Below are 22,407 nucleotides of genomic sequence, written 5' to 3'. Positions count from 1 at the left end.
TGCGAACTGGGCCATATGCGGCGGTATAGGCGCTTGGGCCGGGATAATCCGGCCTTCTCGATGGATGAATGAGACTGGTTGCGTCTGTTTTCCCTCTTCCCGACATATCGGCAAGGTGGCGAAAAAGCCCCGTGGCATGATGCCTGCGGGCACGACAGCGCAGCCGTGTGGACGATAGCGTCCGCCCGCCTTGTCGTTTCATGACAATTTTCGACGGCAGGTTGCGCCCTGCCGCCGGCGACGTTTGCGGCCAGGAGCCGCGTGAAAGAAGAATATTTTGACCAATGAAAACACAGCGGAACTGACCGGTTTCGCCGCACTTGGAATTACCGGCGCGCTGCTCAAGGCCACCCATGCCGCCGGCTTCACCGATCCGAAGCCGATCCAGGCTCAGGCGATCCCGCCGCAGCTCGAAGGCCGCGACATTTTCGGCATCGCTCAGACCGGCTCGGGCAAGACGGCGGCGTTCGCGCTGCCGATCCTGTCGAAGATCATCGCACTCGGCACTAAGCGCCGGCCGAAGACGGCCCGCGCCCTGATCCTGGCGCCGACGCGCGAACTCGCGGTGCAGATCGAGGACATGATCAAGCTGCTCGCCAAGGGCGCGCATGTCTCGACAGCGCTGGTGCTCGGCGGCGTCTCGCGCTTCAGCCAGGTGAAGAAGGTTGCCCCTGGCGTCGACATCCTGATCGCAACGCCCGGCCGACTGACCGATCTGGTGCGTGAAGGTGACCTCGTGCTTGCCGACACCAAATGGCTGGTGCTGGATGAAGGCGACCGCATGCTCGACATGGGCTTTATCAACGACGTCAAGCGCATCGCCAGGGCGACGGCGCCGGACCGTCAGACGGTGTTGTTCTCGGCGACCATGCCGGCCGAAATCGCCGAACTGGCGAAGGGCCTGCTGAAGAACCCGATCCGCGTCGAAGTCGCTCCCCACAGCACTGCCGCGGCCGAGATCGTGCAGGGCGTCGTCTTTGCCCGCACCAAGCAGAAGCGCCAGGTGCTGGCCCAGATGCTCGCCGGCGAGGCGATGAAATCCGTTATCATCTTTTCGCGCACCAAGCATGGCGCCGACAGGGTGACCAAGGACCTCGAGCGCGACGGCTTCAAGGCCGCCGTGATTCACGGCAACAAGTCGCAGAATGCCCGCCAGAAGGCGCTCAACGATTTCCGCGAGGGTTCGGTGCGCATTCTCGTGGCGACCGACATTGCGGCGCGCGGCATCGACGTGCCGGGCATCAGCCATGTGGTGAATTTCGACCTGCCGGACGAGGCGGAGAGCTATGTCCACCGCATCGGCCGCACCGGCCGTAACGGCATGGACGGCATCGCCATCACGCTTTGCGACCCGTCGGAAAACGCCAAGCTGCGCCAGGTCGAGCGCATCATCCGCACCAAGCTGCCGATCGTTGCCGACCATCTCGGCAGTCCCGATCCGCAGCGCAATCCCGCCGAGAAGAACGAGCGCAGCTTCGAACCGGCCAACGATCGCAACGACCACAACGGCCGTCGCGACGGCAGGCGGCCCGGCGGCGCAAACAACGGCTTCGGCAAGAAGCGGTTCGGCGACAAGCCGGCCTTTGCGGGCGAGCGCAAGCCGGAAGGCGCCAAGCCCTTCAAGGGCAACAACAAGCGCCGCTTCGGCGGCAAGCGGCCGGCAGCGCGCGCTGCATAATCAGGCCCGTTGCGGCCGGCCGGGCTTGGCTTGGCCACTCACGACTGAAAGAGGGCGACCGGAGTGATGCTTCGGTCGCCCCTTTCGTTTGAGGCGTTAGGTTCACTTCACCACCGCCTCGACCCACGCGACCATCCGTTGCGCGAGGAAGCCCGTGGTCGACGGCGACAGCGCGTCGCCCGCAATAACGTGGTTGTCCCGGTCGCCGGTATCGTCGACCGGCACCAATTCATGTGCGGCGCCCCAGCGCTCGGCTATTTCGCGCGTGCGATCCGGTCGCACTATTTTGTCCGAATCCGAAAAGATGAACAGAGCAGGGATGGACGCGTTCTCCACCGGCGCGCCATAGGCAAGCTCTGTCAGCGCCGCCATCGGCAATGTCGCAGCGATCGGGTAGCGGTAGGTCCAGAACCTTTCATGCAGCGCGTTGCGCGGCACGAAGCTGCGCTCCTTGCCGGCGACGAGCTCGGCGATCTGTCTGCCCCACGGTAGGGTCAGCAGTTCGGCGCCGGAAGCCTTGACGCCGAAATTCGGCGAGATGAATGCGATCGCCGCGACACCGTCCGATGCGCCTTGCTGCGTCGCGGCCCACGCTGCCAGCGAACCGCCGCTCGAGGTGGCTATGACGATCACCTTGTCGCCGATCGCCCGGCCGATGGCGAGCGCTTCCTCATAGTCGTTGATCCAGGCGTTGACGCTGCCTTGCGCTATCGCGGCTCCGTCCTGCCCATGTCCCGTCAGGCGAGTGTAGAAAAGATTGGCGTCAAGCTGGTCGGCCACCTCGTCGGGCAGTGGACGAACCTCGCCCTTCGACGCAGAAAAACCGTGGATGTAAAACGATCGCGAGTGGCGACTTGGCGTGGACCATCGGGTCGGCCCAGATGATTTCCTTGTCCAGCCCGTCGCGGATGCCGGGCACGGCCGCCTCCTGGCGCGCCAGATAGGCCTGCGGATCGTCGCCGATTGCTGACGGATCGAAACGGATCGCGGTTTCGACCGGGACGCGCGGACGAAGCACCAAGGCCAGGACGAAGATGAGGACAAGACCCAGCACCGCAAACACGATCCGTCGCCCCATCACAGATCCTATTCGACCGGCGGCTTGCGGTCGAAATTCAGCGGCCGTGCCTTCCAGCGGGTCACCGTGCTGATTACCCATCGACAGAACGGCCTCGGCAGTATTCTGAGCAGCTTCAGCGTCCAGCTCAGGCGGCGCGGGAAAGTGACTTCGAAGCCTCCGCATTGGATGCCTCGCGCGATGCGGCGCGAAGCCAGATTGACCGGCATCAGGCCCGGCATCGGCAGGAAGTTCTTCTCGGTCAACCGCGTGTCGACAAAGCCCGGATTCATCACCTGGATGCGGACGTTCATCTTGTCGAAATCGTATCTCAGCGACTCGGCCAAGATATTGACTGCCGCCTTGGTGCCGCCATAGGCGGCGGTGGTCGGCCAGCCGAAATAGGCGGTGACCGAACCGATCAGCACGACATGGCCGCGCGAGCGTACGCGCATGCGTTCGATGACCGGCACCAGGCCATTGATGATGCCGAAATAATTGACTTCGAAAGACTGACGGAAATTGCGCGCGACAAGGTCTTCGCCCGGCGTTGCGATATAGCTTCCCGCGTTGAACACCGCCAACACGATCGGACCGAGATCTTTCTCGATCGCTGCAACCGTCTTTGCCATGCGTTTTTCGTCGGTCACGTCGCAGGGATAGGCTGCGACACGGCCCGCCATCTGCGCCGTCTCGATGATGAGCGTATCGATCGGATGGTCATCGGGCGCAGTCACCGCGACGACATAGCCCTGAGCGGCAAGATCCTTGGCCAGCGAACGGCCGATACCGCTGCTGCCGCCTGTAATCCAGGCGACGCCATGTTTCGGATTGGCCCGATAGAGTGTCATGCTGCGCCCCGCCGGCTCTTCTTAGCCTGTGCTCTAGCGGTGAAGAAATCGAATGAAAAGAGTGCTTTTCGGTACATGGTTGAAATGAATGCCGGCCGGCCGCGCCTGGCTGCAGGAATTGCAGTGTGCGAAATGCGACTGGACCAGGCAAATTCTTGCCTTGAAACCGAAGCTTCGGGTTTCTAGGGTTTCGCCGCACCCACAAAGGAATCTCCATGCCCCGTTCTGTGATCGACGCGATCGGCAACACGCCCCTGATCCGCCTCAACAAGGCCTCGGAAGCAACCGGCTGCGAGATCCTGGGCAAGGCCGAATTCATGAATCCCGGGCAGTCGGTCAAGGACCGCGCCGGCCTGTTCATCATCCGCGATGCCGAACAGCGCGGGCTGCTGCGGCCCGGCGGCGTCATCGTCGAAGGGACGGCCGGCAACACCGGCATCGGATTGACGCTGGTTGCGAAGGCGCTTGGCTATCGAACCGTGATCGTCATTCCTGATACCCAAAGCCAGGAGAAGAAGGATACGATCAAACTGCTCGGCGCCGAGCTGATCGAGGTGCCCGCCGTGCCCTACAAGAACCCGAATAACTATGTGAAGCTGTCGGGCCGGCTGGCCGAGCAGATGGCGAAGACCGAGCCGAACGGCGCGATCTGGGCCAACCAGTTCGACAATGTCGCCAACCGTGACGGCCACATCCGCACCACCGCCGAAGAAATCTGGAACCAGACCGGCGGCAAGGTGGATGGTTTCGTGTCGGCGGTCGGTTCCGGCGGCACGCTGGCAGGCGTCGGTTTCGGGCTGAAGGCCAAGAACAGCCAGGTCAAGATCGCGCTGGCCGATCCGCTAGGCGCTGCGCTCTACTCCTTCTACACTACCGGCGAGCTGAAATCCGAGGGCAGTTCGATCACCGAAGGCATCGGGCAGGGGCGGATCACCGCCAATCTCCAAGGCTTTACGCCCGACTTCGCTTTTCAGATCCCCGACGAGGACGCACTGCCGATCGTATTCGACCTGATCCAGGAGGAGGGGCTTTGCGTTGGCGGCTCGACCGGCATCAACATTGCCGGCGCCATTCGCCTGGCGCGCGAGCTAGGCCCCGGCCACACCATCGTGACCGTCCTTTGCGACTACGGAACGCGCTACCAGTCGAAGCTGTTCAATCCTGAATTCCTGCGCGAAAAGAAGCTGCCGGTGCCGGACTGGATGGAACAGCGGAGCACGATTTCGGTGCCGTTCGAGAGGGTCGCGTGATGACGTACAAGACCGAAGCGCTATTTCGTGACGACGCCTATCTGGGGGCGGCCGACGCCACTGTCGTCGCAGTCGATGATCGCGGCGGCATCATTCTGGACCGGACGGTGTTTTACGCCACATCGGGCGGGCAGCCGGGCGACACCGGCAGTTTTGAACGCGCCGACCGCACCGGCATCGCGATTGCCGCTACGATCACCGGCGAAACCAAGGACGAGATCATCCATGTGCCGGCGCCCGAGCAGGCGGTTCCGCTGCTGGGCGAGCGGGTGAAGCTCGCCATCGACTGGCCGCGGCGGCAATTGCTGATGCGCATGCATTCAGCCTGCCATCTGCTTACCGTCGTCTGTCCGTTCCCGATCACCGGTGCCGCGGTTTCCGAGGAGGACAGCCGTGTCGATTTCGACATCCCGGACGCCGGCTTCACCAAGGAAGACGTGACGGCCAGGCTGATGGAACTGGTGCGGGCCGACCACCCGATCTTCACCCGGCTGATCTCCGACGAGGAGCTGGCATCCAATCCGGGGCTGGTGAAATCCAAGAATGTGCGGCCGCCGGCCGGCACGGGAAAGATCCGATTGGTCTGCATCGGCGAGAATGCTTCAGTCGACAGCCAGCCTTGCGGCGGCACCCATGTGAAGAGCACCGGTGAAATCGGCGAGATCCACATCGGCAAGATCGAGAAAAAGGGCCGCGAGAACCGGCGCTTCCGCATTCGCTTTGGACCGATGCCGGCGGCCTGATACATAGGGACTGCGACAGGCGGGCAGGAGAGAAAAAATGGCCGACGACAGTCCCTTTACCATCGATGCTGATTGGCTGCAGACGCGTCTCGGCGAGCCTGGTCTGACGATCGTTGATGCGTCCTGGTATCTGCCGGCGCAAAAGCGCGACGCACGCGCCGAGTATGACGCCGCGCATATTCCAGGCGCCCGCTTCCTCGACCAAGATGCGGTTTCGGACCCTGATGCGGCTCTACCGCACACGTTGCCATCGCCGCAGCATTTCGCCCAATATGTCGGCGCGATGGGCATTTCGGCCGACGACACTATCGTCGTCTATGATGGGCCGGGGTTCTTTTCGGCGCCGCGTGCCTGGTGGCTGTTTCGCGTCATGGGCGTGTTCCAGGTCTACATACTCGACGGCGGCTTCGATCGTTGGAAAGCAGCCGGACGGCCGGTTACGGCGGAGCCCACGAAGATCGCGCCTTGCGTGTTTTATGCCAACTTAGACACCGCCCGCGTCGCCAGCCTTGCCGATATGCGCCGGATCGTCGAGACAGGGGAGAGCCAGATCGCGGATGCCCGCTCGCCTGGCCGTTTTGCCGGCACCGAGCCGGAGCCGCGCCCTGGCATCCGCTCCGGTCATATGCCGGGCGCGCACAATGTGCCGTTTTCGGCGCTTTCGGAAAACGGCGAATTGTTGCCTAAGGACAGGCTGCGCAAAGTGATCGAGGAGGCCGGCATCGACCTGTCGAAGCCGGTCGTCACCTCCTGCGGGTCGGGCGTCACCGCGGCAGCCATCACGCTAGCCTTGGAGACGCTTGGCCATGCCGACAACAGGCTTTACGACGGTTCATGGACCGAATGGGGCGGGCTTTCCGACACGCCCGTCGTGACAGGCAAGGACCGACGGTGATGGAAAACGGAGCACTGGAAGACATCGACGTCACCGTGACGTTTCTCGAAATGCATGTGCCGCCTGCCTATTCGCCGCCGCTGCCGTACAACCGCCAGATCGCGCTGCTCAAGACCAAAGACATTCCGCTGCATTTCTACCGCTATTTGATGGATCGGGTCGGCCGTAAATGGCACTGGGTCAATGTGCTGAGGCTGAATGATGAGGAGCTTGCGGCGGGCATCCACCGCGAGGACCGCGACATCAGGGTGCTTTATCTCGACGGAGCGCCCGCCGGCTTCTTCGATCTCAAGCCGCATCTGCCGGAAGAAGTGGAGCTCGCTTATTTTGGCATGATGGAGCACGCGACCGGGCAAGGGATCGGCCGCTGGTTCCTCGGCGCAGCAATCGCGGCCGCCTGGTCGCACGGGCCGAAGCGGGTGACGGTGCAGACCTGCACCCTGGATCACCCGGCAGCACTGCCGCTTTATCAAAAGCTCGGTTTTGCGCCGGTGGCGCAAAAGAAGGAGGTCGTGCATCCGATGCCTTTTGCCGAGCGTGCCGCCAGCGTCATGCGGCCCTGATCTCAGGCCCGTTCATCCAGGCTTCAGCTTGTCGTTGCCACGTCCCAGGGGCTGGATCAACACTCAAAGGCGGGTCCGGCTTGAATGAGCCGGGCTCTTTCCATATCGCTGTCGTTTAAAAGCCGATGATGATGGAGGATCGAACGATGGCAATACGCGTGGTGATGGCCGGTGCGACCGGCTGGGTCGGCAAGGCGCTGGTCCCGGCGATCGTCGCGCAAAACGACATGGCGCTGGTGGGCGCTGTGTCGCGTAGCGGCGCGGGGCAGGATTCCGGCCTGCTGGTTGGCATGCCGGCCACTGGCGTGACCGTTTCGGCTTCGTTGGCGGAAGCGCTGCGAGCCCCGTCTGATGTGCTGGTCGACTACACCAAGCCGCATGTGGTTAAAGATCACGTGCTGCTCGCCATCGACAAGGGACGGCACGCGGTGATCGGCACCTCGGGACTGGGTGCGGCCGACTATGCCGACATCGACGCCGCGGCGCGCGCCAACGGCGTCGGCGTCGTTGCCGCCGGTAACTTTTCCATCACCGCCACGCTGATGAAGCGGTTTGCACTTATGGCGGCAAAATACGTGCCGGATGTCGAGGTCATCGATTATGCCAGCGCAAAGAAGCCCGACGCGCCCTCCGGCACCGCACGAGAGCTTGCAGAAGCGCTGGCCGACATCCGCAAGGCTTCGACGGCAAAGCCGGTCTCCGAAGTCTCCGGCGTGCCGGGAACACGTGGTGCGGCGGTTGGCGCGGGCGAGGGGGTGCAGGTGCATGCGCTTCGGCTGCCGTCCTACATCCTGTCCTGCGAGGCACTGTTCGGCCTGCCCGACGAGCGGCTGACCATCCGCCACGATGCCGGCTCGTCGGCCGCGCCGTACGTGGCCGGCACGCTGCTCGCCATCCGGCGGGTACAGGAGGTCAAAGGCCTGGTGCGTGGTCTCGACGCGCTGATGGACTGATCCGTTCCGGCAGGAATCGGGTGGGAAGCTTTGCCTTGGGAGCATAATTTCCGGTCAACGAGAACCGGAGATTTCGCCATGACCGTGAAATTCAAAGCCTTGCCGACCGATGCGGTCCGCGCACTTCAGCGCGGCGGACCGGACGCTTATGGCCTGACACCAGAGCGGAAGGTTTCGGACGGCGACGGAGTGCCTTGCCGTCACTGCCTGAAGAACGTTGCTGCGGGAGAAGACTATCTTGTTCTGGCCTATCGGCCTTTTCCTGAGCTGCAGCCTTATGCTGAAACCGGGCCGATCTTCCTGCATTCGGAAGAATGCGAACGCGCCGCCGAGGTCGAAGTGCTTCCCAAGATGCTCGAAAGCAGCGATTATATCGTGCGCGGCTATGGCAAGGACGACCGCATTGTCTACGGCAGCGGCGGTGTCATCCCGACCGACGTTATCGCGACACGGGCAGAGACCTTGTTCGAGCGCGACGACATCGCTTATGTCCACATCCGCTCGGCGCGCAACAATTGCTATCAGTGCCGGATCGACCGCGCGTAAACCGGACAAGCTGCACCGGCTTAGGGTTGTCGTACTCCCGTCGCATTCTTGCGGTAGAGAGGGATCGTCGATCGATTTGCCGACCGCGGATGAACCGGCGGGAAATCTCGACAACCGAGGAAGCGGGGCTTTGGCTCCGCTTTTTTGTTATCCGGTTATTCCGCGCGTCCGACGCTTTTCAGTTTTTCACAAAGAAAAGCCCGTCGGATAGACCGACGGGCAGCTCCGCTGGAGAAGCAGGTTCGGACAGCTCAGGCCGCGAGAACCGCCTTTGGCTCGACCAGCTCGTAGCCGAGCGCTTCGGCCACCGCGCGGTTAGTAATCTTCCCCTTGTGGACGTTCAGGCCGTTGCGCAGATGGTGGTCGTCGATCAGTGCCTTGAGGCCCTTGTCGGCGAGCTGCAGGCCATAATGCAGCGTCGCATTGTTGAGCGCATGGGCAGAGGTGACTGGCACCGCACCCGGCATGTTGGCGACGCAATAATGAATGACGCCGTCGACCTCATAGGTCGGTTCGGCATGGGTTGTGGCGTGCGAGGTTTCGAAGCAGCCGCCCTGGTCGATGGCGACGTCGACCAGCACGGCGCCTTTCTTCATGCCCGACAGCATTTCGCGCGTCACCAGCTTCGGCGCGGCCGCGCCAGGGATCAGTACGGCGCCGACGACGATGTCAGCCGAAAAACATTCTTCCTCCAGCGCCTCGACGGTCGAGTATCGGGTGTGGACGCGGCCGCCAAAGATGTCGTCGAGCTGACGCAGGCGCGGGATGGAGCGGTCGATGATGGTGACGTCCGCGCCAAGCCCTGCCGCCATCCGGGCGGCATGCAGGCCGACGACGCCGCCGCCGAGCACAGTCACCTTGCCGGGCAGCACGCCGGGCACGCCGCCGAGCAGGACACCGCGACCGCCATTGGCCTTCTGCAGCGCGGTGGCGCCCGCCTGGATCGACAAGCGACCGGCAACTTCCGACATCGGTGCCAAGAGCGGAAGGCCGCCGCGCTCGTCGGTGACGGTCTCGTAGGCCATGGCAGTCACGCCGGAGGCCAGCAGGCCCTTGGTCTGCTCGGGATCCGGCGCGAGATGGAGATAGGTGTAGAGGATCTGGCCGTCGCGGAGCTGAACCCATTCGTTGGGCTGCGGCTCCTTGACCTTGACGATCATGTCGGACTTGGCGAACACGTCGGCGGCTGTCTTGGCGATCGTGGCGCCGGCGGCGCGGTACGCATTGTCGTCGGAGCCGATGCCGGCGCCAGCCCCGGTCTCGACCAGCACTTCATGGCCATGAGCGACATATTCGCGGACCGAGCCCGGCGTCAGCCCGACGCGGTATTCGTGATTCTTGATTTCCCGGGGGCAACCGACGCGCATCTTTTTCTCCTGATCCGGCCCTTTGGGCTCGTTCCCTGTCTAGGGATAGTGAACCACGAATCGTTCGGTAAGTGTTTGCGAATGCGCTTGCCTGAGAGGCCGCTGTTCGATAATCGTTGCGCGAAACAGTAGAATTATCGCAGGAACCCGCAAAAATGCCGCTCGACAGGATCGATATCGCCATTCTCGAGACGTTGCAGAAAGATGGGCGGATACCGAACGCAGCCCTTGCCGAGAAGGTCGGCCTGTCGCAGTCGGCCTGTTCGCGGCGGCTGGACAATCTGGAGAAATCCGGAACCATCCGCGGCTATCATGCCCGGCTGTCCAATGCTGCACTTGGGCACCAGATGACGGCGATCGTGCATATATCGCTGTCCGGGCAGTTCGAGAAGACGTTGTCGGATTTCGAAGCGGCGATAAAGCGCTGCCCGAACGTGCTGTCCTGCCATCTGATGTCGGGCGAATATGACTACATCCTGCGCATCGCGGCGAAGGATCTCGTCGACTACGAACGCATCCACAAGGAGTGGCTTTCGGCAATGCCGCATGTGACGAAGATCAATTCGTCTTTTGCCTTGCGCGAAATCGTCGATCGCACAGCCGTGGGAATGAAGCCTGAACTCGCCTAGGCTTTGAATGCCTCGGTCACCACACGGTCCATCTGAATATCGTGCGGCTGCGGGTAGATGGTGACGATGCGCTGCAACTCGTAGCCGACGCCGATGACCAGCGGCTTGAACGGCATCGCGGCAAGCGTGCGATCGAAGAAGCCGCCGCCATAGCCGAGGCGAAACTGTCCGGGATCGATGCCGACGATCGGCGAAATGACGATGTCGGGCAGCACCGGATCGCCCTCGGCCGGTATCGGGATATTCCAGACGCCCTTCTCCAGCCGGTCTCCGTGAATATAGGCGCGAAAGACAAGCGGCCGGTCTTTCTCGACGACGACGGGCAACGCCGTGCGGCCGCCCCGCGCGTTAACGGTTTCCATCCACGGGCGCAGGTCCGGCTCGCCGCGAAACGGCCAGTAGAGGCTGACCATGCGGCCGGCGATGTCGCCGATCACCGCGTCGAGACTTTCGGCAATGCGCTGCGACATGGCCGTGCGCACGTCGGCGGAAACTGCAAGGCGGGATGCGATCAACCGCTCGCGCTCGGCCTTGCGCCAGCGCTTTACGTCGGTCCAGTCGGAGAGCGGCGCTTGGAACTCCGGATCGAGCTCGTGCATAAAACAAGGCGGCGAGGCGTACTGCGCAGAGCCTTCATCGTCATACCTAGCCATGCTTCACCTGCAATATACTGTTCCAATCAAGCCATATCTGGGACGTAAGCTATATCTGGGAATGAGTCTGCAGCATGCGTATTCACGACATCAAGCGACGAGTCCCAGGCAGTTGCAGCACAGGCATTGCTGCACTGCACAACGATGCTTACATCAGTTTTGGCGAGAGGGATGAGTGAGATGAACACAGCCAACCATCACGTCGTCGTCGTTGGCGCCGGTTTCGGCGGCCTCGAATTTACCCGCGCGCTTGCCGGCGCGCCGGTGCGCATCACCATGATCGATAGGCGTAACCACCATTTGTTTCAGCCGCTGCTCTACCAGGTGGCGACGACGGCGCTGGCCACCTCCGAAGTGGCCTGGCCGATCCGCCATCTTCTGCGCAAACGCAAGGACGTGACGACGCTGCTCGCCACCGTGACCGGCATCGACCGCACCGGCAAGCGCGTGCTGCTGCGGGATGGCGGCGCGGTCGCCTACGACACGCTGCTGCTGGCCACCGGTGCACGGCACGCCTATTTCGGCCATGACGAATGGGAGCCGTTCGCGCCGGGCCTGAAGACGCTGGAGGACGCCACCACCATTCGACGGCGTATTCTTTTGGCTTTCGAGCAGGCCGAGCGGGAAACCGATCCCGCCAAGCGCCAGGCACTGCTGACACTCGCGATCGTCGGCGGCGGGCCGACTGGCGTGGAACTGGCCGGCACCATTGCCGAACTGGCGCATGAGACGCTGCGCGGCGAGTTCCGCAACATCGACACGCGCGAGACGCGCGTGGTGCTGATCGAGGCCGGCGACCGCGTTCTTGCCAATTTCGCGCCGGAACTCTCCGATTATGCAATGAAGGCGCTCGAACGGCTCGGCGTGACGGTCGAACTCGGCCGGGCGGTTACGCGCTGCGATGCCGAGGGTGTCGTCTTCGGCGACACCCACTTGCCGGCCAGGACAATCCTTTGGGCGGCAGGCGTCGCCGCTTCGCCGGCCGCCGAGTGGCTCGGCGCGGCAGCGGACCGCGCGGGCAGGGTGCTTGTCGAGCCCGACCTCACTGTACCGGGAGACCCGGAGATTTTTGTCCTCGGTGACGCAGCGCACGTCCTGCGGCCGGATGGCCGGTTGGTGCCGGGCGTCGCGCCCGCTGCCAAACAGCAGGGACGGCATGTCGCCGCGACGATCAAGGCCAGGCTCGCCGGCGACGCGACACCGCGTCCGTTCCGCTACAGGCATGACGGCGACCTGGCGACGATCGGCAAGCGCGCCGCGGCCATTGATTTTGGCTGGATCAAGCTCACCGGCCGACCTGCCTGGTGGCTGTGGGGCTTCGCGCATATTTACTTCCTGATCGGCTTTCGTAACCGGCTTGCGGTTTCTCTGAGCTGGCTATGGATCTACTTCACCGGTCAGCGCAGCGCCCGGCTGATCACGCAGGGCGACGACGACAAGGGCTGATTTTTCGGTGGCGGATGTTCATCCGCCGGTCACCTTTTCCTGATCGACTGGACTTGCTGTTGGACCGGACTTCCTAATGGACTTGAGGGAATTTCGGCGCGAAGCTTTGCTTCGGGCAGGACTTGCCACGCCGTGGAAGAAAGAGAAACGAATGTCCCAATTGCGCCACCTCGTCTCACGCCGCGATTTCCTCGCCGCCGCCGCCGCCGGCGGAGCGCTGATCATGTTTCACCCGTTCTCCGCCCGGGCTCAAGTCAACCAGGCGCATCTGAGGATCATGGAGACGACCGACATCCACGTGAACGTGCTGCCTTACGATTACTACGCCGACAAACCTAACGACACGATGGGGCTGTCACGAACGGCATCATTGATTGAAGCGGTGCGCAAAGAAGCCACCAATGCGATGCTGATCGACAATGGCGACCTTCTGCAAGGCAACCCGATGGGCGACTACATCGCCTATGAGAAAGGCATGAAGGACGGCGACCTTCATCCGGTCATGAAGGGTATGAACCTGCTTGGCTACGAATGCTCGACGCTCGGCAACCACGAGTTCAACTACGGCCTGTCGTTCATGGACAAGGTGCTGGCCGGTGCCAATTTCCCCTTCGTCTGCGCGAATTTGATCCGCGGCACGGAACTTGCCGCGAACCCGCGCGACGACAAGCTCTATCTCAAACCCTACGTCATCCTCGATAGGAAGATCAAAGACGGGTCGGGCGCCGAGCAGCCGATCAGGATAGGCATCATCGGCTTCGTGCCGCCGCAGATCATGGTCTGGGATCTGAAAAATCTCGAGGGCAACGTCAAGACGCGCGACATCGTCGAGTCGGCCAAGGCGTGGGTGCCGCAGATGAAGGAAGAAGGCGCCGATATCGTCATTGCGCTCTCCCATTCCGGCATCGACGTGAAGCAGGGCGACATGATGGAGAATGCCTCCTTCTTCGTCGCCGGTATCGAAGGCATCGATGCGGTGTTCACCGGTCACCAGCATCTCGTCTTCCCTGGCAAGAAGGACTTTCAGTCGCTGGAGGCCGTCGATGCGGCAAAAGGCACGTTGCAAGGCAAGCCCGCCGTCATGGCTGGCTTCTGGGGTTCGCATATGGGGCTGATCGATCTGTTGCTGGAGCGCGACGGATCGACATGGAAAATCGTCTCGGCGACCTCTGAGGCAAGGCCTATCTTTGAACGGGTCGACAAGGCGAACAAACCGACGGTCGCGGACGACCAGCGCATCGTCGACGCGCTCAAGCTGGATCACGAGGCGACGCTTGCCTATGTGCGCCGGCCGGTCGGCAAAACCTCGGCGCCGCTCTATTCCTATTTTGCGCTGGTCGCCGACGATTCGTCGGTACAGATCGTCAGCCAGGCGCAGACCTGGTACTTGAAGGACATCCTAAAGAACACCGAGTGGAAGGATTTGCCGCTGCTTTCGGCGGCGGCACCGTTCAAGGCGGGCGGGCGCAACGGCGCCGATTATTATACTGACGTGCCGGTGGGCGATATCGCCATCAAGAACGTCGCCGACCTCTATCTCTATCCAAATACGGTGCGCGCCGTCGAAATTACCGGGGCTGAGGTGAAGGAATGGCTGGAAATGTCGGCCGGCATCTTCAACCGGATCGAGCCGGGCAAAGCCGACCAGGCGCTCATCAACACCGATTTCCCGTCCTATAATTTCGACGTGATCGATGGCGTCACCTACAGGATCGACCTGTCGCAGCCGCCGAAATATGATCCCAAGGGCGGGCTGGCGAATGCCGGCTCGAACCGCATCATCGAGTTGATGTTCGACCGAAAACTGATTGATCCGGCACAGAAATTCGTCGTCGCCACCAACAACTATCGCGCCGGCGGCGGCGGCAACTTCCCGGAGATCAATGCCTCGAAGGTCATCTACGAAGCGCCCGACACCAACCGCGACGTGATCGTGCGCTATATCATCAGCAAAGGCACCATCAACCCGTCGGCGGACGCCAACTGGTCGTTTGCACCGCTGCCGGGAAGCAGCGTCGTGTTCGAGACCGGCGCCAAGGCGAAGGAATTTATTGCGCAGGTGACGTCGCTGAAGATCGAGCCGGCGGGCGAGGGCGAAGCGGGGTTTTCCAAATACCGCATCACTCTTTGAAGCGAGGATTTGAGCGTCGGCTCGAGCTACTCCGGCGTAAACGTTCTGTCCCGTCCTCAAGCAGGTGGTGCGAAACGCCGCTTGACGGCAGGCATGACCAGATCCAGCGCGTCCGTCGAAATCCCACCGGAATAATCGTCCGGCAGTTGGTCGATCGAGGCGGGATCGTCGAGGCCTTGCGAAAAGTCGCCACCGAAATAGGGACCGAGCAGGTAGACGCGGCTGCCGACGCTGTCCATACGGTCGAGAAAACGGTCGGGCCAGCCCCACATCCAGTTTGCGACATTGACAGGAACGAGCAAGGTGCCTTGGCGGCAGGCATCCGGAACGTAGCCGCTCCAGCCGAGCGCAGCATAGCGAAGAATGCAGCGCGTCAGGGATGCGCGGCTCAGCGTATGCATGTCCGGCAACGCTGCCTTCACGGCTTCTATAGGTCTGTCCCCGCCGTAGACGGCCAGATCGGCGCGCTCGGCCGGCGTCAATGTGGCGAGCCAGCCGGCCAGCATTTCGCCTTCCTTGGGATCGTTGCTTTTGATGTTGATGTTGAAGCGCCGGTTCGGGAAGCGTTGCAAGACTTCGTTCAGCGACGGCATCATGCCGATTCCCTTGCCGCGAAACGGAAAGGTCCTGCCGCCGTCCGCCGTGTAGCCATAGCCGACATCGAGCTTCCTCAATTCGGACATTGCATGGCTGCGCGTTTCTCCCTTGCCGTCGGCGCGACAATCCAGCTTCCAGTCGTGGAAGACAGCGAACTTGCCGTCCGTGGTGGGATGGACATCGGGTTCGAGCGCGTCCGCGCCGAGTGCGAAGGCGGCCTCCATCGAGGGTATCGTGTTTTCGAGGAAGGAATGGCGCGGCGGCAGCATGCGATCGGCCGTGCATGTTTCCGGTCCGAGATTCGTGCGGTCGAAATCCTGAGCCAAGCCGCGATGGGCAAGTACCGAAGGGGTACCGGCCGGCCGGCTTGACAGCAGCGAGGTATTGTTGAGCCAGATGCCGCCCGCAGCGACAAGAATTGCAACGAGGAAGATTTTCCGTTTGCGCATAATGTGATTCCGATTGACCCGTAAAAGCCCGATCCTGGGTCACGATCGGGTTTTTTGACGGCCGCGAGCTTTTTAAAGCGATCGGCCCAAGCACGCATCGCGGCAAAGCAGATTTAACCACGCAAAAAATTTCAGGGGAGGGTCCCGGCAGCGCTGGAATCGCTATGGTTGCAACCGGCCATATGCGATAGTTTTAGCCATGCGTTATGTTATCGTTATCACGGCCGTCACTTTCTTCCTGATCTGGGACGGCATTTACAACCAAGGCCGTTACCTCGACAGGACCGTCAGGGAGGTAACCCGCGTCGTGCAATATGTAACCAGCATGGTGTAGTTTCTCTTCTTCGCCACGGGTCGCCGACGCGACATCCTGCCGATTGACGGCACGCTCCAGCTGACACAAAAGGACGCCGGTCCAACGGTCCAGGAGGCTGGGTTGATCCGGCATATCGTTTTCTTCAGCGCGCGGCGTAAAGTGGACGTCGAAGCAGTGCGTACGGGTCTGCTGGCGCTCGGCAAGATACCCCACTCGCGCCATTTCGAGGTGATGCTCAACACCAAGGTCGACCCGCTTTCGGATGAAATCGATGTGGTCGTCTACGCCGAGTTCGAGAACGAAGCAGCGCTCGCCTCCTACAAGGCGCATCCGCTCTATGCAGAGACGACCAGCCGGGTAAAACCGCTGCGCGAATTGCGTTATTCCGCCGATATCGTGGCAAGTTGATAGGCCCAAGGCAGATTTCACGTTGCGGAACGGGTTCGCGCCGCAGCCGGATTCATTCCGTCTGAGCCGCGGAGGTCTCGGTCGGATCGACGCCCGGCCGCTTTGGCGCGTTCCAGATCAGCACGACGATGATTGCCATCGCAATAACGGCCAGGGCGATGAAAAGGTCTCTTCCCATGGCAATGAGCTAGGATGATTTTTGACGGCGGCAAGTCGGCTCCTCGCCGGCCGGGCACTGCGATCGCCGCCGAGGCGCCGGGTAAGCCCTTGAACCATTTTCAGGAATGAGGCACACCGCGCGGGACATGACCGAGAACACGCCCGCAAGCCCTCTTCCGCTCGATCACCTTGTGCTGCCGACCGCGAGCCTCGATGTTGCGCGGGCGCGCTTGACCTTGCTCGGCTTTACCGTCGCGCCGACGGGTATCCATCCCTTCGGAACGGAAAACTGCTGTGTCTTCCTCACCGACGGTACCTATCTCGAGCCGCTCGCGGTTGCCGACCGACAGGCCGTGGCAACGGCGATCGGGAACCGCAATGTTTTTGTCGCGCGGGATCGCACCTATCGCGAAAGAAACGGCGATGAAGGATTTTCTGCCGTGGTGCTGGGCACCGAAAGCGCCGCCGCGGACCACGCGCGCTTCATCGAAGCCGGCCTGTCGGCGGGAGACACGCTCAGCTTTTCGCGCGCCTTCGCCGATGCGACAGGAAAGAGCGACACCGCATCGTTCAAGCTGGCCTTCGCGGCTCCAGGCAGGACAACGGACGCTTTTCTCTTCGCCTGCGAGCGGATCAATGCGCCGAAGGTCGACCGCTCCGCGTTGCAGTCCCACACCAACGGCGCAACGGGCACTGTCGAAGTCGTGGCAGTCAGCGGCGAACCTTCCGAACAGGGCCATGTGATTTCGATCGCAGCCGGGATCGAGGCGCAGAGCGGCACTGTCTATAAGCTGCCGAATACCGCTGTGACCGTTCTGGATCCTGCAGCCTTTGCGGCACGCTTCGGCATTCCTGCCGGCGCGCCGTCTGAACTCCGCTTTGCTGGGATCGTCTTTTCGGTTAAGCACGGCGACACCGTCGCAAAGCTGCTTGCAGCCAATTCCGTCGAACACGACATACGCGGCGGTGATATCATCGTGCCGCCGGCGTCAGGGCAGGGCGCAGCCTTCATTTTCCGGGAGATCGCATGAACAAGCTCAATCCTCTGATGCCAAATTCTTCCGTTGCGATCGGCAAAGTTATCTTCGGCAACAGCGCGCCCCTATCGTTGATCGCCGGTCCGTGCCAGCTGGAATCGCGGCAGCACGCTTTCGACATGGCTGGCGCGCTGAAGGAATTGACCGAAAGGCTCGGAATTGGGCTTGTCTACAAGACCAGCTACGACAAGGCCAATCGCACCTCGCTTGGCGGCACGCGCGGTGCGGGACTTGAAGCGGCAATGCCGATCTTCGACGATTTGCGCAAGAATTTTTCGCTGCCGATCCTGACCGACGTCCACACCGAGGAACAGTGCGCGATCGTCGCGCCGCATATCGACATTCTGCAGATTCCTGCGTTCCTCAGCCGGCAGACCGATTTGCTCATTGCCGCGGCAAGAACAGGCAAGGTGGTCAATGTAAAAAAGGGCCAATTCCTCGCGCCGTGGGACATGAAGAACGTCGTCGCCAAGATCACCGGCTCCGGCAACGCCAATGTCTTGGTGACCGAGCGCGGCGCATCGTTTGGTTACAACACGCTGGTGTCCGACATGCGGGCGCTGCCGATCATGGCCGAGATCGGCGCGCCGGTCATTTTCGATGCCACCCATTCCGTGCAGCAGCCGGGCGGGCAGGGCGGTTCGTCTGGAGGCGACCGGCGCTTTGTCGAGACGCTAGCGCGGGCGGCTGTCGCGGTTGGCGTCGCCGGTGTCTTCATCGAGACGCACCAGGACCCCGACAACGCGCCTTCCGACGGCCCCAACATGGTGCCGCTGAGGGATCTTCCAGCATTACTCGAACGGCTGATGGCGTTCGATCGCATCGCCAAGAGCGCGGGTTGAACCAGCAGTTGCGGTCTAGCGCCACAGTAGCGTCGCCAAGAAAACTTTGAAGAATTTCGAACCCGCCTGGAACCTTAGACCGCGGCCCTCATTGTCAAAATCTAATGTCAACGACGATGAGGAGCACACCATGACGACCCAGACAGGACACACCGAAGCCATTGCCGCTTCGCGGGTTATCGGCACATCGGTCTACAACACGGAAGGCACTCATATCGGCGACATCGAGGACGTCATGCTCGACAAATTATCGAACGGAATCATGTTTGCCGTGATCGGTTTTGGCGGTTTTCTCGGCATTGGCGAGAAATACCACGCCATTCCGTGGGCGAGCCTCGATTATGACGAGAACAGGGGCGGCTATGTCGTGCCGTTCACCAAGGACCAGCTGATGGCCGCTCCTTCCTATTCGATCAACGAACTGACCGGCGCCGACGGCGAGGCCGCGCGTGACGCCTCATACAACTACTACAAGGTCGAGCCTTACTGGCACTGACCAAGTCGCCTGGAATCAAAAAGGCCCCCGCGAAATCGGGGGCCTTTCGATGTGGCAGGATGCTACTGCGCAATTTGCAGGGCCGGCAAAGGCGACGATCCCTGCGGGGGTTGCTGATTGTCGCACGACGTCAGGAACGCAGCCGCAATCAGGAACAAACTCACAATACCGCTCAACTGGGACATGGCGAAACTCCTCCTGTTTCGCCCCGCGCGACAATAGCCATAAACCAGGAACCGGCATGCCGCGCATGACAAATGATAACAGCGCTTTGTGCTTCGTGAATCCCGTAGCGCGCGGGCAATATTTGCAAGTGCCCCGATTGCGTTTTGCAGCGCTTTGGCTAAGAGGTGCGCGACGCTTCAATCGATCAATCGGGGACATCGCAATGACGGCCATCATCGACATTGTCGGGCGTGAAATCCTGGACAGCCGCGGAAATCCGACCGTCGAGGTCGACGTCGTACTCGAAGACGGTTCTATGGGCCGCGCCGCGGTGCCGTCCGGCGCCTCGACCGGCGCGCATGAGGCGGTCGAACTGCGCGATGGCGGCCCCCGCTATCTCGGCAAGGGCGTGCTCAGGGCGGTCGAGGCAGTGAACGGCGAGCTGTTCGAAGCGATCGGCGGCATGGAGGCCGAGAATCAGATCCATATCGACCAGACCATGATCGAGCTCGATGGTACGCCCAACAAGAGCCGGCTCGGCGCCAATGCCATTCTCGGTGTGTCGCTGGCGGTGGCCAAGGCTGCGGCGGAAGCGGCCGGCCTGCCGCTCTACCGTTATGTTGGCGGCACCAAGGCGCATGTGCTTCCGGTGCCGATGATGAACATCATCAACGGCGGCGCGCATGCCGACAACCCGATCGATTTCCAGGAATTCATGATCCTGCCGATCGGCGCGCCGACGCTGCGCGACGGCGTGCGCTGGGGCTCGGAGATCTTTCATACGCTGCGAAAGAAGCTGAAGGATGCTGGCCACAACACCAATGTCGGCGACGAGGGCGGCTTTGCTCCCAACCTGAAAAGCGCGCCGGCCGCGCTCGACTTCATCATGGAATCGATCGAGAAGGCCGGCTTCAAGCCAGGCGAGGAGGTCGCACTCGGACTCGACTGCGCGGCGACCGAGTTCTTCAAGGACGGCAACTACGTCTATGAAGGCGAGAAGAAGGCCCGCGACCCGAAGGCGCAAGCCAAATATCTGGCTAAGCTCGCCGCCGACTACCCGATCATCACCATCGAGGACGGGCTGGCCGAGGATGACTGGGACGGCTGGAAAATGCTGACCGATCTCATCGGCAAGCAAACGCAGCTGGTTGGCGATGATCTGTTCGTCACCAACACGGCGCGGTTGCACGACGGCATCCGCATGGGTGTCGCCAATTCGATCCTGGTCAAGGTCAACCAGATCGGCTCGCTTACCGAAACGCTCGACGCCGTCGAGACCGCGCACAAGGCCGGCTACACGGCGGTGATGTCGCACCGCTCGGGCGAGACCGAGGATTCGACCATCGCCGACCTCGCCGTTGCCACCAATTGCGGGCAGATCAAGACGGGCTCGCTGTCACGCTCGGACCGCATGGCCAAGTACAACCAGCTCATCCGCATCGAAGAGGAGCTGGGCAAGCAGGCGCGATATGCCGGCAAGTCGATCGTGAAAAGCTGATTTTCGAGAGAAAATCCGGGACGGCGAGGACGGGGGACATTCCCGCCCTTTTGCTTTCAGGGCTCCGAATCCAACAGTCCGTAACCGTCCATTAAGCACAATCGGGCGAGAAAGGTACCATAGAGGATTCGGACCATGTGGACACGCCAGCACAAGCAAAGAAATACCGGCCGGCTTATCATCCCCTCGCTCTGCGTGGTGTTCCTGACCTATTTCGGCTTCCATGCCTATCATGGCGAGTTCGGCATTTATTCCAAGTATCGGCTCGAAGCCGAGACTGTCGAATTGCAGGGCAGGCTCGATGCCGTCAAGGCACGCCGGATCGACCTGGAGCGCCGCGTCCAGCTGATGCACGAGGGCACGCTCGAGAAGGACATGCTGGACGAGCAGGCGCGCAAAGCGCTTAATCTGTCCCATGCCGACGAGATCACCATCATGCTGCCGGCCGCAAGGTAACTTGATTTCAGTTAATCGGCGATATTTGCAATGATTTTAATCGCTTAGATGCATGACAGCCATGCGTTTTCGGCATGGCGAAAGCCTTCCCTGCATGTTAGCCTGCCTCAAATCGGTGGGAGAACTGATCTCCCTCGCTGTCCGCCAAGAGACGCCAACAGGGAGTGATGCATGGCCACCGCCGCCAGAAAAGCGCCTGCCAAATCCAAATCCGACGGCAAAACGCCGGGCCTTTCCACCCCAAAGCCTGTTGAATTCACTAAAGACCAGGAGCTTGCCGCCTACCGGCACATGCTGCTCATCCGCCGCTTCGAGGAAAAGGCCGGTCAGCTTTACGGCATGGGCTTCATCGGCGGTTTCTGCCATCTCTACATCGGCCAGGAAGCGGTCGTTACCGGCATGAAGATGGCGCTGATCGATGGCGACCAGATGATCACCGCCTATCGCGACCATGGCCACATGCTGGCCATGGAGTTGTCGCCGCGCGGCGTCATGGCCGAACTGACCGGGCGCCGTAGCGGCCTGTCCAGAGGCAAGGGCGGCTCCATGCACATGTTCTCCAAGGAGAAGCATTTCTACGGCGGCCACGGCATCGTCGGCGCGCAAGTGTCGCTCGGCACCGGCATTGCCTTCGCCAATCGCTATCGCGGCAACAACAATGTGACGCTGACTTATTTCGGCGATGGCGCTGCGAATCAGGGCCAAGTCTACGAAAGCTTCAATATGGCCTCGCTGTGGAAGCTTCCGGTGGTCTACATCATCGAGAACAACCGCTACGCCATGGGCACCTCGGTCTCGCGCTCGTCGGCCGAGACGGATTTTTCGCATCGCGGCGCCTCCTTCAAGATTCCAGGCATCCAGGTCGACGGCATGGATGTGCGCGCCGTAAAGGCAGCCGGCGACCTCGCCACCGAATGGTGCCGCGCCGGCAACGGGCCGCTCATTCTCGAAATGCAGACCTATCGCTACCGCGGCCATTCGATGTCGGATCCGGCAAAATACCGCTCCAAGGAAGAAGTACAGAAAATGCGCTCCGAACGTGACCCGATCGAACAGGTCAAAGCGCGGCTGCTCGATAAGAAATGGGCGAGCGAGGACGAGCTCAAGGCGATCGACAAGGAGGTCCGCGACGTTGTCGCCGACGCCGCAGAATTTGCCCAGAACGACGCGGAGCCGGATCCGTCCGAGCTCTGGACCGATATCGTACTTTAACGAGAGGGCA

At 61.8% G+C, this 22,407-nt stretch carries 23 protein-coding genes and 1 pseudogene; 18 read left to right on the top strand and 6 right to left on the bottom strand.

The features are described from left to right. Positions 1-277: 277 nt before the first annotated feature. Positions 278-1,678 carry a DEAD/DEAH box helicase gene (locus tag NKJ94_RS06950; protein WP_352523832.1) on the top strand — a complete coding sequence of 467 codons (1,401 nt, stop codon included), beginning with the start codon at positions 278-280 and terminating at the stop codon, positions 1,676-1,678. A gap of 102 nt (positions 1,679-1,780) precedes the next feature. Here NKJ94_RS06950 and NKJ94_RS06945 read toward each other — a convergent pair. Both NKJ94_RS06945 and NKJ94_RS06940 read right to left on the bottom strand, forming a co-directional pair. Then, positions 1,781-2,756, bottom strand: a pseudogene (locus tag NKJ94_RS06945) (alpha/beta hydrolase). 8 nt (positions 2,757-2,764) lie between these two features. Next, positions 2,765-3,586 carry an SDR family oxidoreductase gene (locus NKJ94_RS06940; RefSeq protein ID WP_352523830.1) on the bottom strand — a complete coding sequence of 274 codons (822 nt, stop codon included), beginning with the start codon at positions 3,584-3,586 and terminating at the stop codon, positions 2,765-2,767. 215 nt (positions 3,587-3,801) lie between these two features. Here NKJ94_RS06940 and NKJ94_RS06935 point away from each other — a divergent pair, with 215 nt between their 5' ends. From NKJ94_RS06935 to NKJ94_RS06910, 6 genes are all read left to right on the top strand, one after another. Then, positions 3,802-4,836: a cysteine synthase A gene (locus NKJ94_RS06935; RefSeq protein ID WP_352523829.1), complete on the top strand. Its 1,035-nt coding sequence runs from the start codon at positions 3,802-3,804 to the stop codon at positions 4,834-4,836. Beyond that, complete coding sequence (locus NKJ94_RS06930) at positions 4,836-5,579, top strand: alanyl-tRNA editing protein (protein WP_352523828.1); 744 nt, start codon at positions 4,836-4,838, stop codon at positions 5,577-5,579. The genes NKJ94_RS06935 and NKJ94_RS06930 overlap by 1 nt, the downstream gene beginning before the upstream one ends. A 37-nt stretch (positions 5,580-5,616) precedes the next feature. Then, entirely contained in the window at positions 5,617-6,474 is an 858-nt protein-coding gene (gene sseA / locus NKJ94_RS06925; RefSeq protein WP_352523827.1) for a 3-mercaptopyruvate sulfurtransferase, read from the top strand. Then, positions 6,474-7,037, top strand: coding sequence for a GNAT family N-acetyltransferase (locus tag NKJ94_RS06920; protein WP_352523826.1), 564 nt, complete (start codon positions 6,474-6,476; stop codon positions 7,035-7,037). Before sseA ends, NKJ94_RS06920 begins: the two co-directional genes overlap by 1 nt. 146 nt (positions 7,038-7,183) lie before the next feature. Beyond that, on the top strand, positions 7,184-7,990 hold the full coding sequence (dapB, locus tag NKJ94_RS06915; protein ID WP_352523824.1) for a 4-hydroxy-tetrahydrodipicolinate reductase: 807 nt from the start codon (positions 7,184-7,186) through the stop codon (positions 7,988-7,990). Between the two features lie 78 nt (positions 7,991-8,068). Further along, entirely contained in the window at positions 8,069-8,536 is a 468-nt protein-coding gene (locus NKJ94_RS06910) for a DUF1203 domain-containing protein (protein WP_352523823.1), read from the top strand. 251 nt (positions 8,537-8,787) lie between these two features. Here the strand turns inward: NKJ94_RS06910 and ald are convergent, their stop codons facing one another. Further along, the gene (gene ald, locus NKJ94_RS06905) at positions 8,788-9,903 is read right to left on the bottom strand and encodes an alanine dehydrogenase (RefSeq protein ID WP_352523821.1); all 1,116 of its coding nucleotides are present in this window, start codon (positions 9,901-9,903) and stop codon (positions 8,788-8,790) included. A 155-nt stretch (positions 9,904-10,058) separates the two neighbouring features. Between ald and NKJ94_RS06900 the strand changes: the two genes are divergently transcribed. Beyond that, positions 10,059-10,532, top strand: a complete 474-nt coding sequence (locus tag NKJ94_RS06900) for an Lrp/AsnC family transcriptional regulator (RefSeq protein WP_023675099.1) — start codon at positions 10,059-10,061, stop codon at positions 10,530-10,532. On the opposite strand, the gene NKJ94_RS06895 is transcribed toward NKJ94_RS06900, so the two are convergent. Beyond that, a complete protein-coding gene (locus NKJ94_RS06895) occupies positions 10,529-11,185 on the bottom strand; it encodes a 5-formyltetrahydrofolate cyclo-ligase (RefSeq protein WP_352523819.1) in 657 nt (218 codons plus the stop codon). The two genes, NKJ94_RS06900 and NKJ94_RS06895, sit on opposite strands and share 4 nt — an antisense overlap. 180 nt (positions 11,186-11,365) lie before the next feature. Between NKJ94_RS06895 and NKJ94_RS06890 the strand changes: the two genes are divergently transcribed. Both NKJ94_RS06890 and NKJ94_RS06885 read left to right on the top strand, forming a co-directional pair. After that, entirely contained in the window at positions 11,366-12,631 is a 1,266-nt protein-coding gene (locus tag NKJ94_RS06890) for an NAD(P)/FAD-dependent oxidoreductase (RefSeq protein WP_352523818.1), read from the top strand. Between the two features lie 151 nt (positions 12,632-12,782). Continuing rightward, a complete protein-coding gene (locus NKJ94_RS06885) occupies positions 12,783-14,762 on the top strand; it encodes a bifunctional 2',3'-cyclic-nucleotide 2'-phosphodiesterase/3'-nucleotidase (RefSeq protein ID WP_352523817.1) in 1,980 nt (659 codons plus the stop codon). Positions 14,763-14,818: 56 nt separating this feature from the next. Here the strand turns inward: NKJ94_RS06885 and NKJ94_RS06880 are convergent, their stop codons facing one another. Next, positions 14,819-15,808 carry a glycerophosphodiester phosphodiesterase family protein gene (locus tag NKJ94_RS06880; protein WP_352523815.1) on the bottom strand — a complete coding sequence of 330 codons (990 nt, stop codon included), beginning with the start codon at positions 15,806-15,808 and terminating at the stop codon, positions 14,819-14,821. Between the two features lie 199 nt (positions 15,809-16,007). On the opposite strand from NKJ94_RS06880, the gene NKJ94_RS06875 reads away from it, so the two are divergent. Both NKJ94_RS06875 and NKJ94_RS06870 read left to right on the top strand, forming a co-directional pair. After that, complete coding sequence (locus tag NKJ94_RS06875; protein ID WP_352523813.1) at positions 16,008-16,142, top strand: hypothetical protein; 135 nt, start codon at positions 16,008-16,010, stop codon at positions 16,140-16,142. A 102-nt stretch (positions 16,143-16,244) separates the two neighbouring features. Next, entirely contained in the window at positions 16,245-16,532 is a 288-nt protein-coding gene (locus NKJ94_RS06870) for a Dabb family protein (RefSeq protein WP_352523812.1), read from the top strand. Positions 16,533-16,584: 52 nt separating this feature from the next. On the opposite strand, the gene NKJ94_RS06865 is transcribed toward NKJ94_RS06870, so the two are convergent. Continuing rightward, positions 16,585-16,710: a hypothetical protein gene (locus NKJ94_RS06865; protein ID WP_352523811.1), complete on the bottom strand. Its 126-nt coding sequence runs from the start codon at positions 16,708-16,710 to the stop codon at positions 16,585-16,587. Positions 16,711-16,837: 127 nt separating this feature from the next. On the opposite strand from NKJ94_RS06865, the gene NKJ94_RS06860 reads away from it, so the two are divergent. The 6 genes from NKJ94_RS06860 to pdhA all read left to right on the top strand — a co-directional run bounded on the left by NKJ94_RS06860 (position 16,838) and on the right by pdhA (position 22,397). Continuing rightward, on the top strand, positions 16,838-17,722 hold the full coding sequence (locus NKJ94_RS06860; RefSeq protein WP_352523810.1) for a VOC family protein: 885 nt from the start codon (positions 16,838-16,840) through the stop codon (positions 17,720-17,722). Then, the gene (kdsA, locus tag NKJ94_RS06855; RefSeq protein WP_352523808.1) at positions 17,719-18,570 is read left to right on the top strand and encodes a 3-deoxy-8-phosphooctulonate synthase; all 852 of its coding nucleotides are present in this window, start codon (positions 17,719-17,721) and stop codon (positions 18,568-18,570) included. The genes NKJ94_RS06860 and kdsA overlap by 4 nt, the downstream gene beginning before the upstream one ends. A gap of 130 nt (positions 18,571-18,700) precedes the next feature. Further along, positions 18,701-19,066 carry a PRC-barrel domain-containing protein gene (locus NKJ94_RS06850; RefSeq protein WP_023717559.1) on the top strand — a complete coding sequence of 122 codons (366 nt, stop codon included), beginning with the start codon at positions 18,701-18,703 and terminating at the stop codon, positions 19,064-19,066. A 388-nt stretch (positions 19,067-19,454) separates the two neighbouring features. After that, positions 19,455-20,729, top strand: coding sequence for a phosphopyruvate hydratase (eno, locus tag NKJ94_RS06845; protein WP_352523807.1), 1,275 nt, complete (start codon positions 19,455-19,457; stop codon positions 20,727-20,729). Positions 20,730-20,864: 135 nt separating this feature from the next. Further along, on the top strand, positions 20,865-21,185 hold the full coding sequence (locus NKJ94_RS06840) for an FtsB family cell division protein (protein WP_352523806.1): 321 nt from the start codon (positions 20,865-20,867) through the stop codon (positions 21,183-21,185). 171 nt (positions 21,186-21,356) lie between these two features. Beyond that, complete coding sequence (gene pdhA / locus NKJ94_RS06835) at positions 21,357-22,397, top strand: pyruvate dehydrogenase (acetyl-transferring) E1 component subunit alpha (protein ID WP_352523804.1); 1,041 nt, start codon at positions 21,357-21,359, stop codon at positions 22,395-22,397. Positions 22,398-22,407 lie beyond the last annotated feature (10 nt).

The organism is Mesorhizobium sp. M0060, assembly GCF_040323155.1.
Lineage (GTDB): Bacteria > Pseudomonadota > Alphaproteobacteria > Rhizobiales > Rhizobiaceae > Mesorhizobium.
Note: the sequence above shows the minus strand (reverse complement) of the source record. Positions and strands in the feature narration are given on the sequence as shown.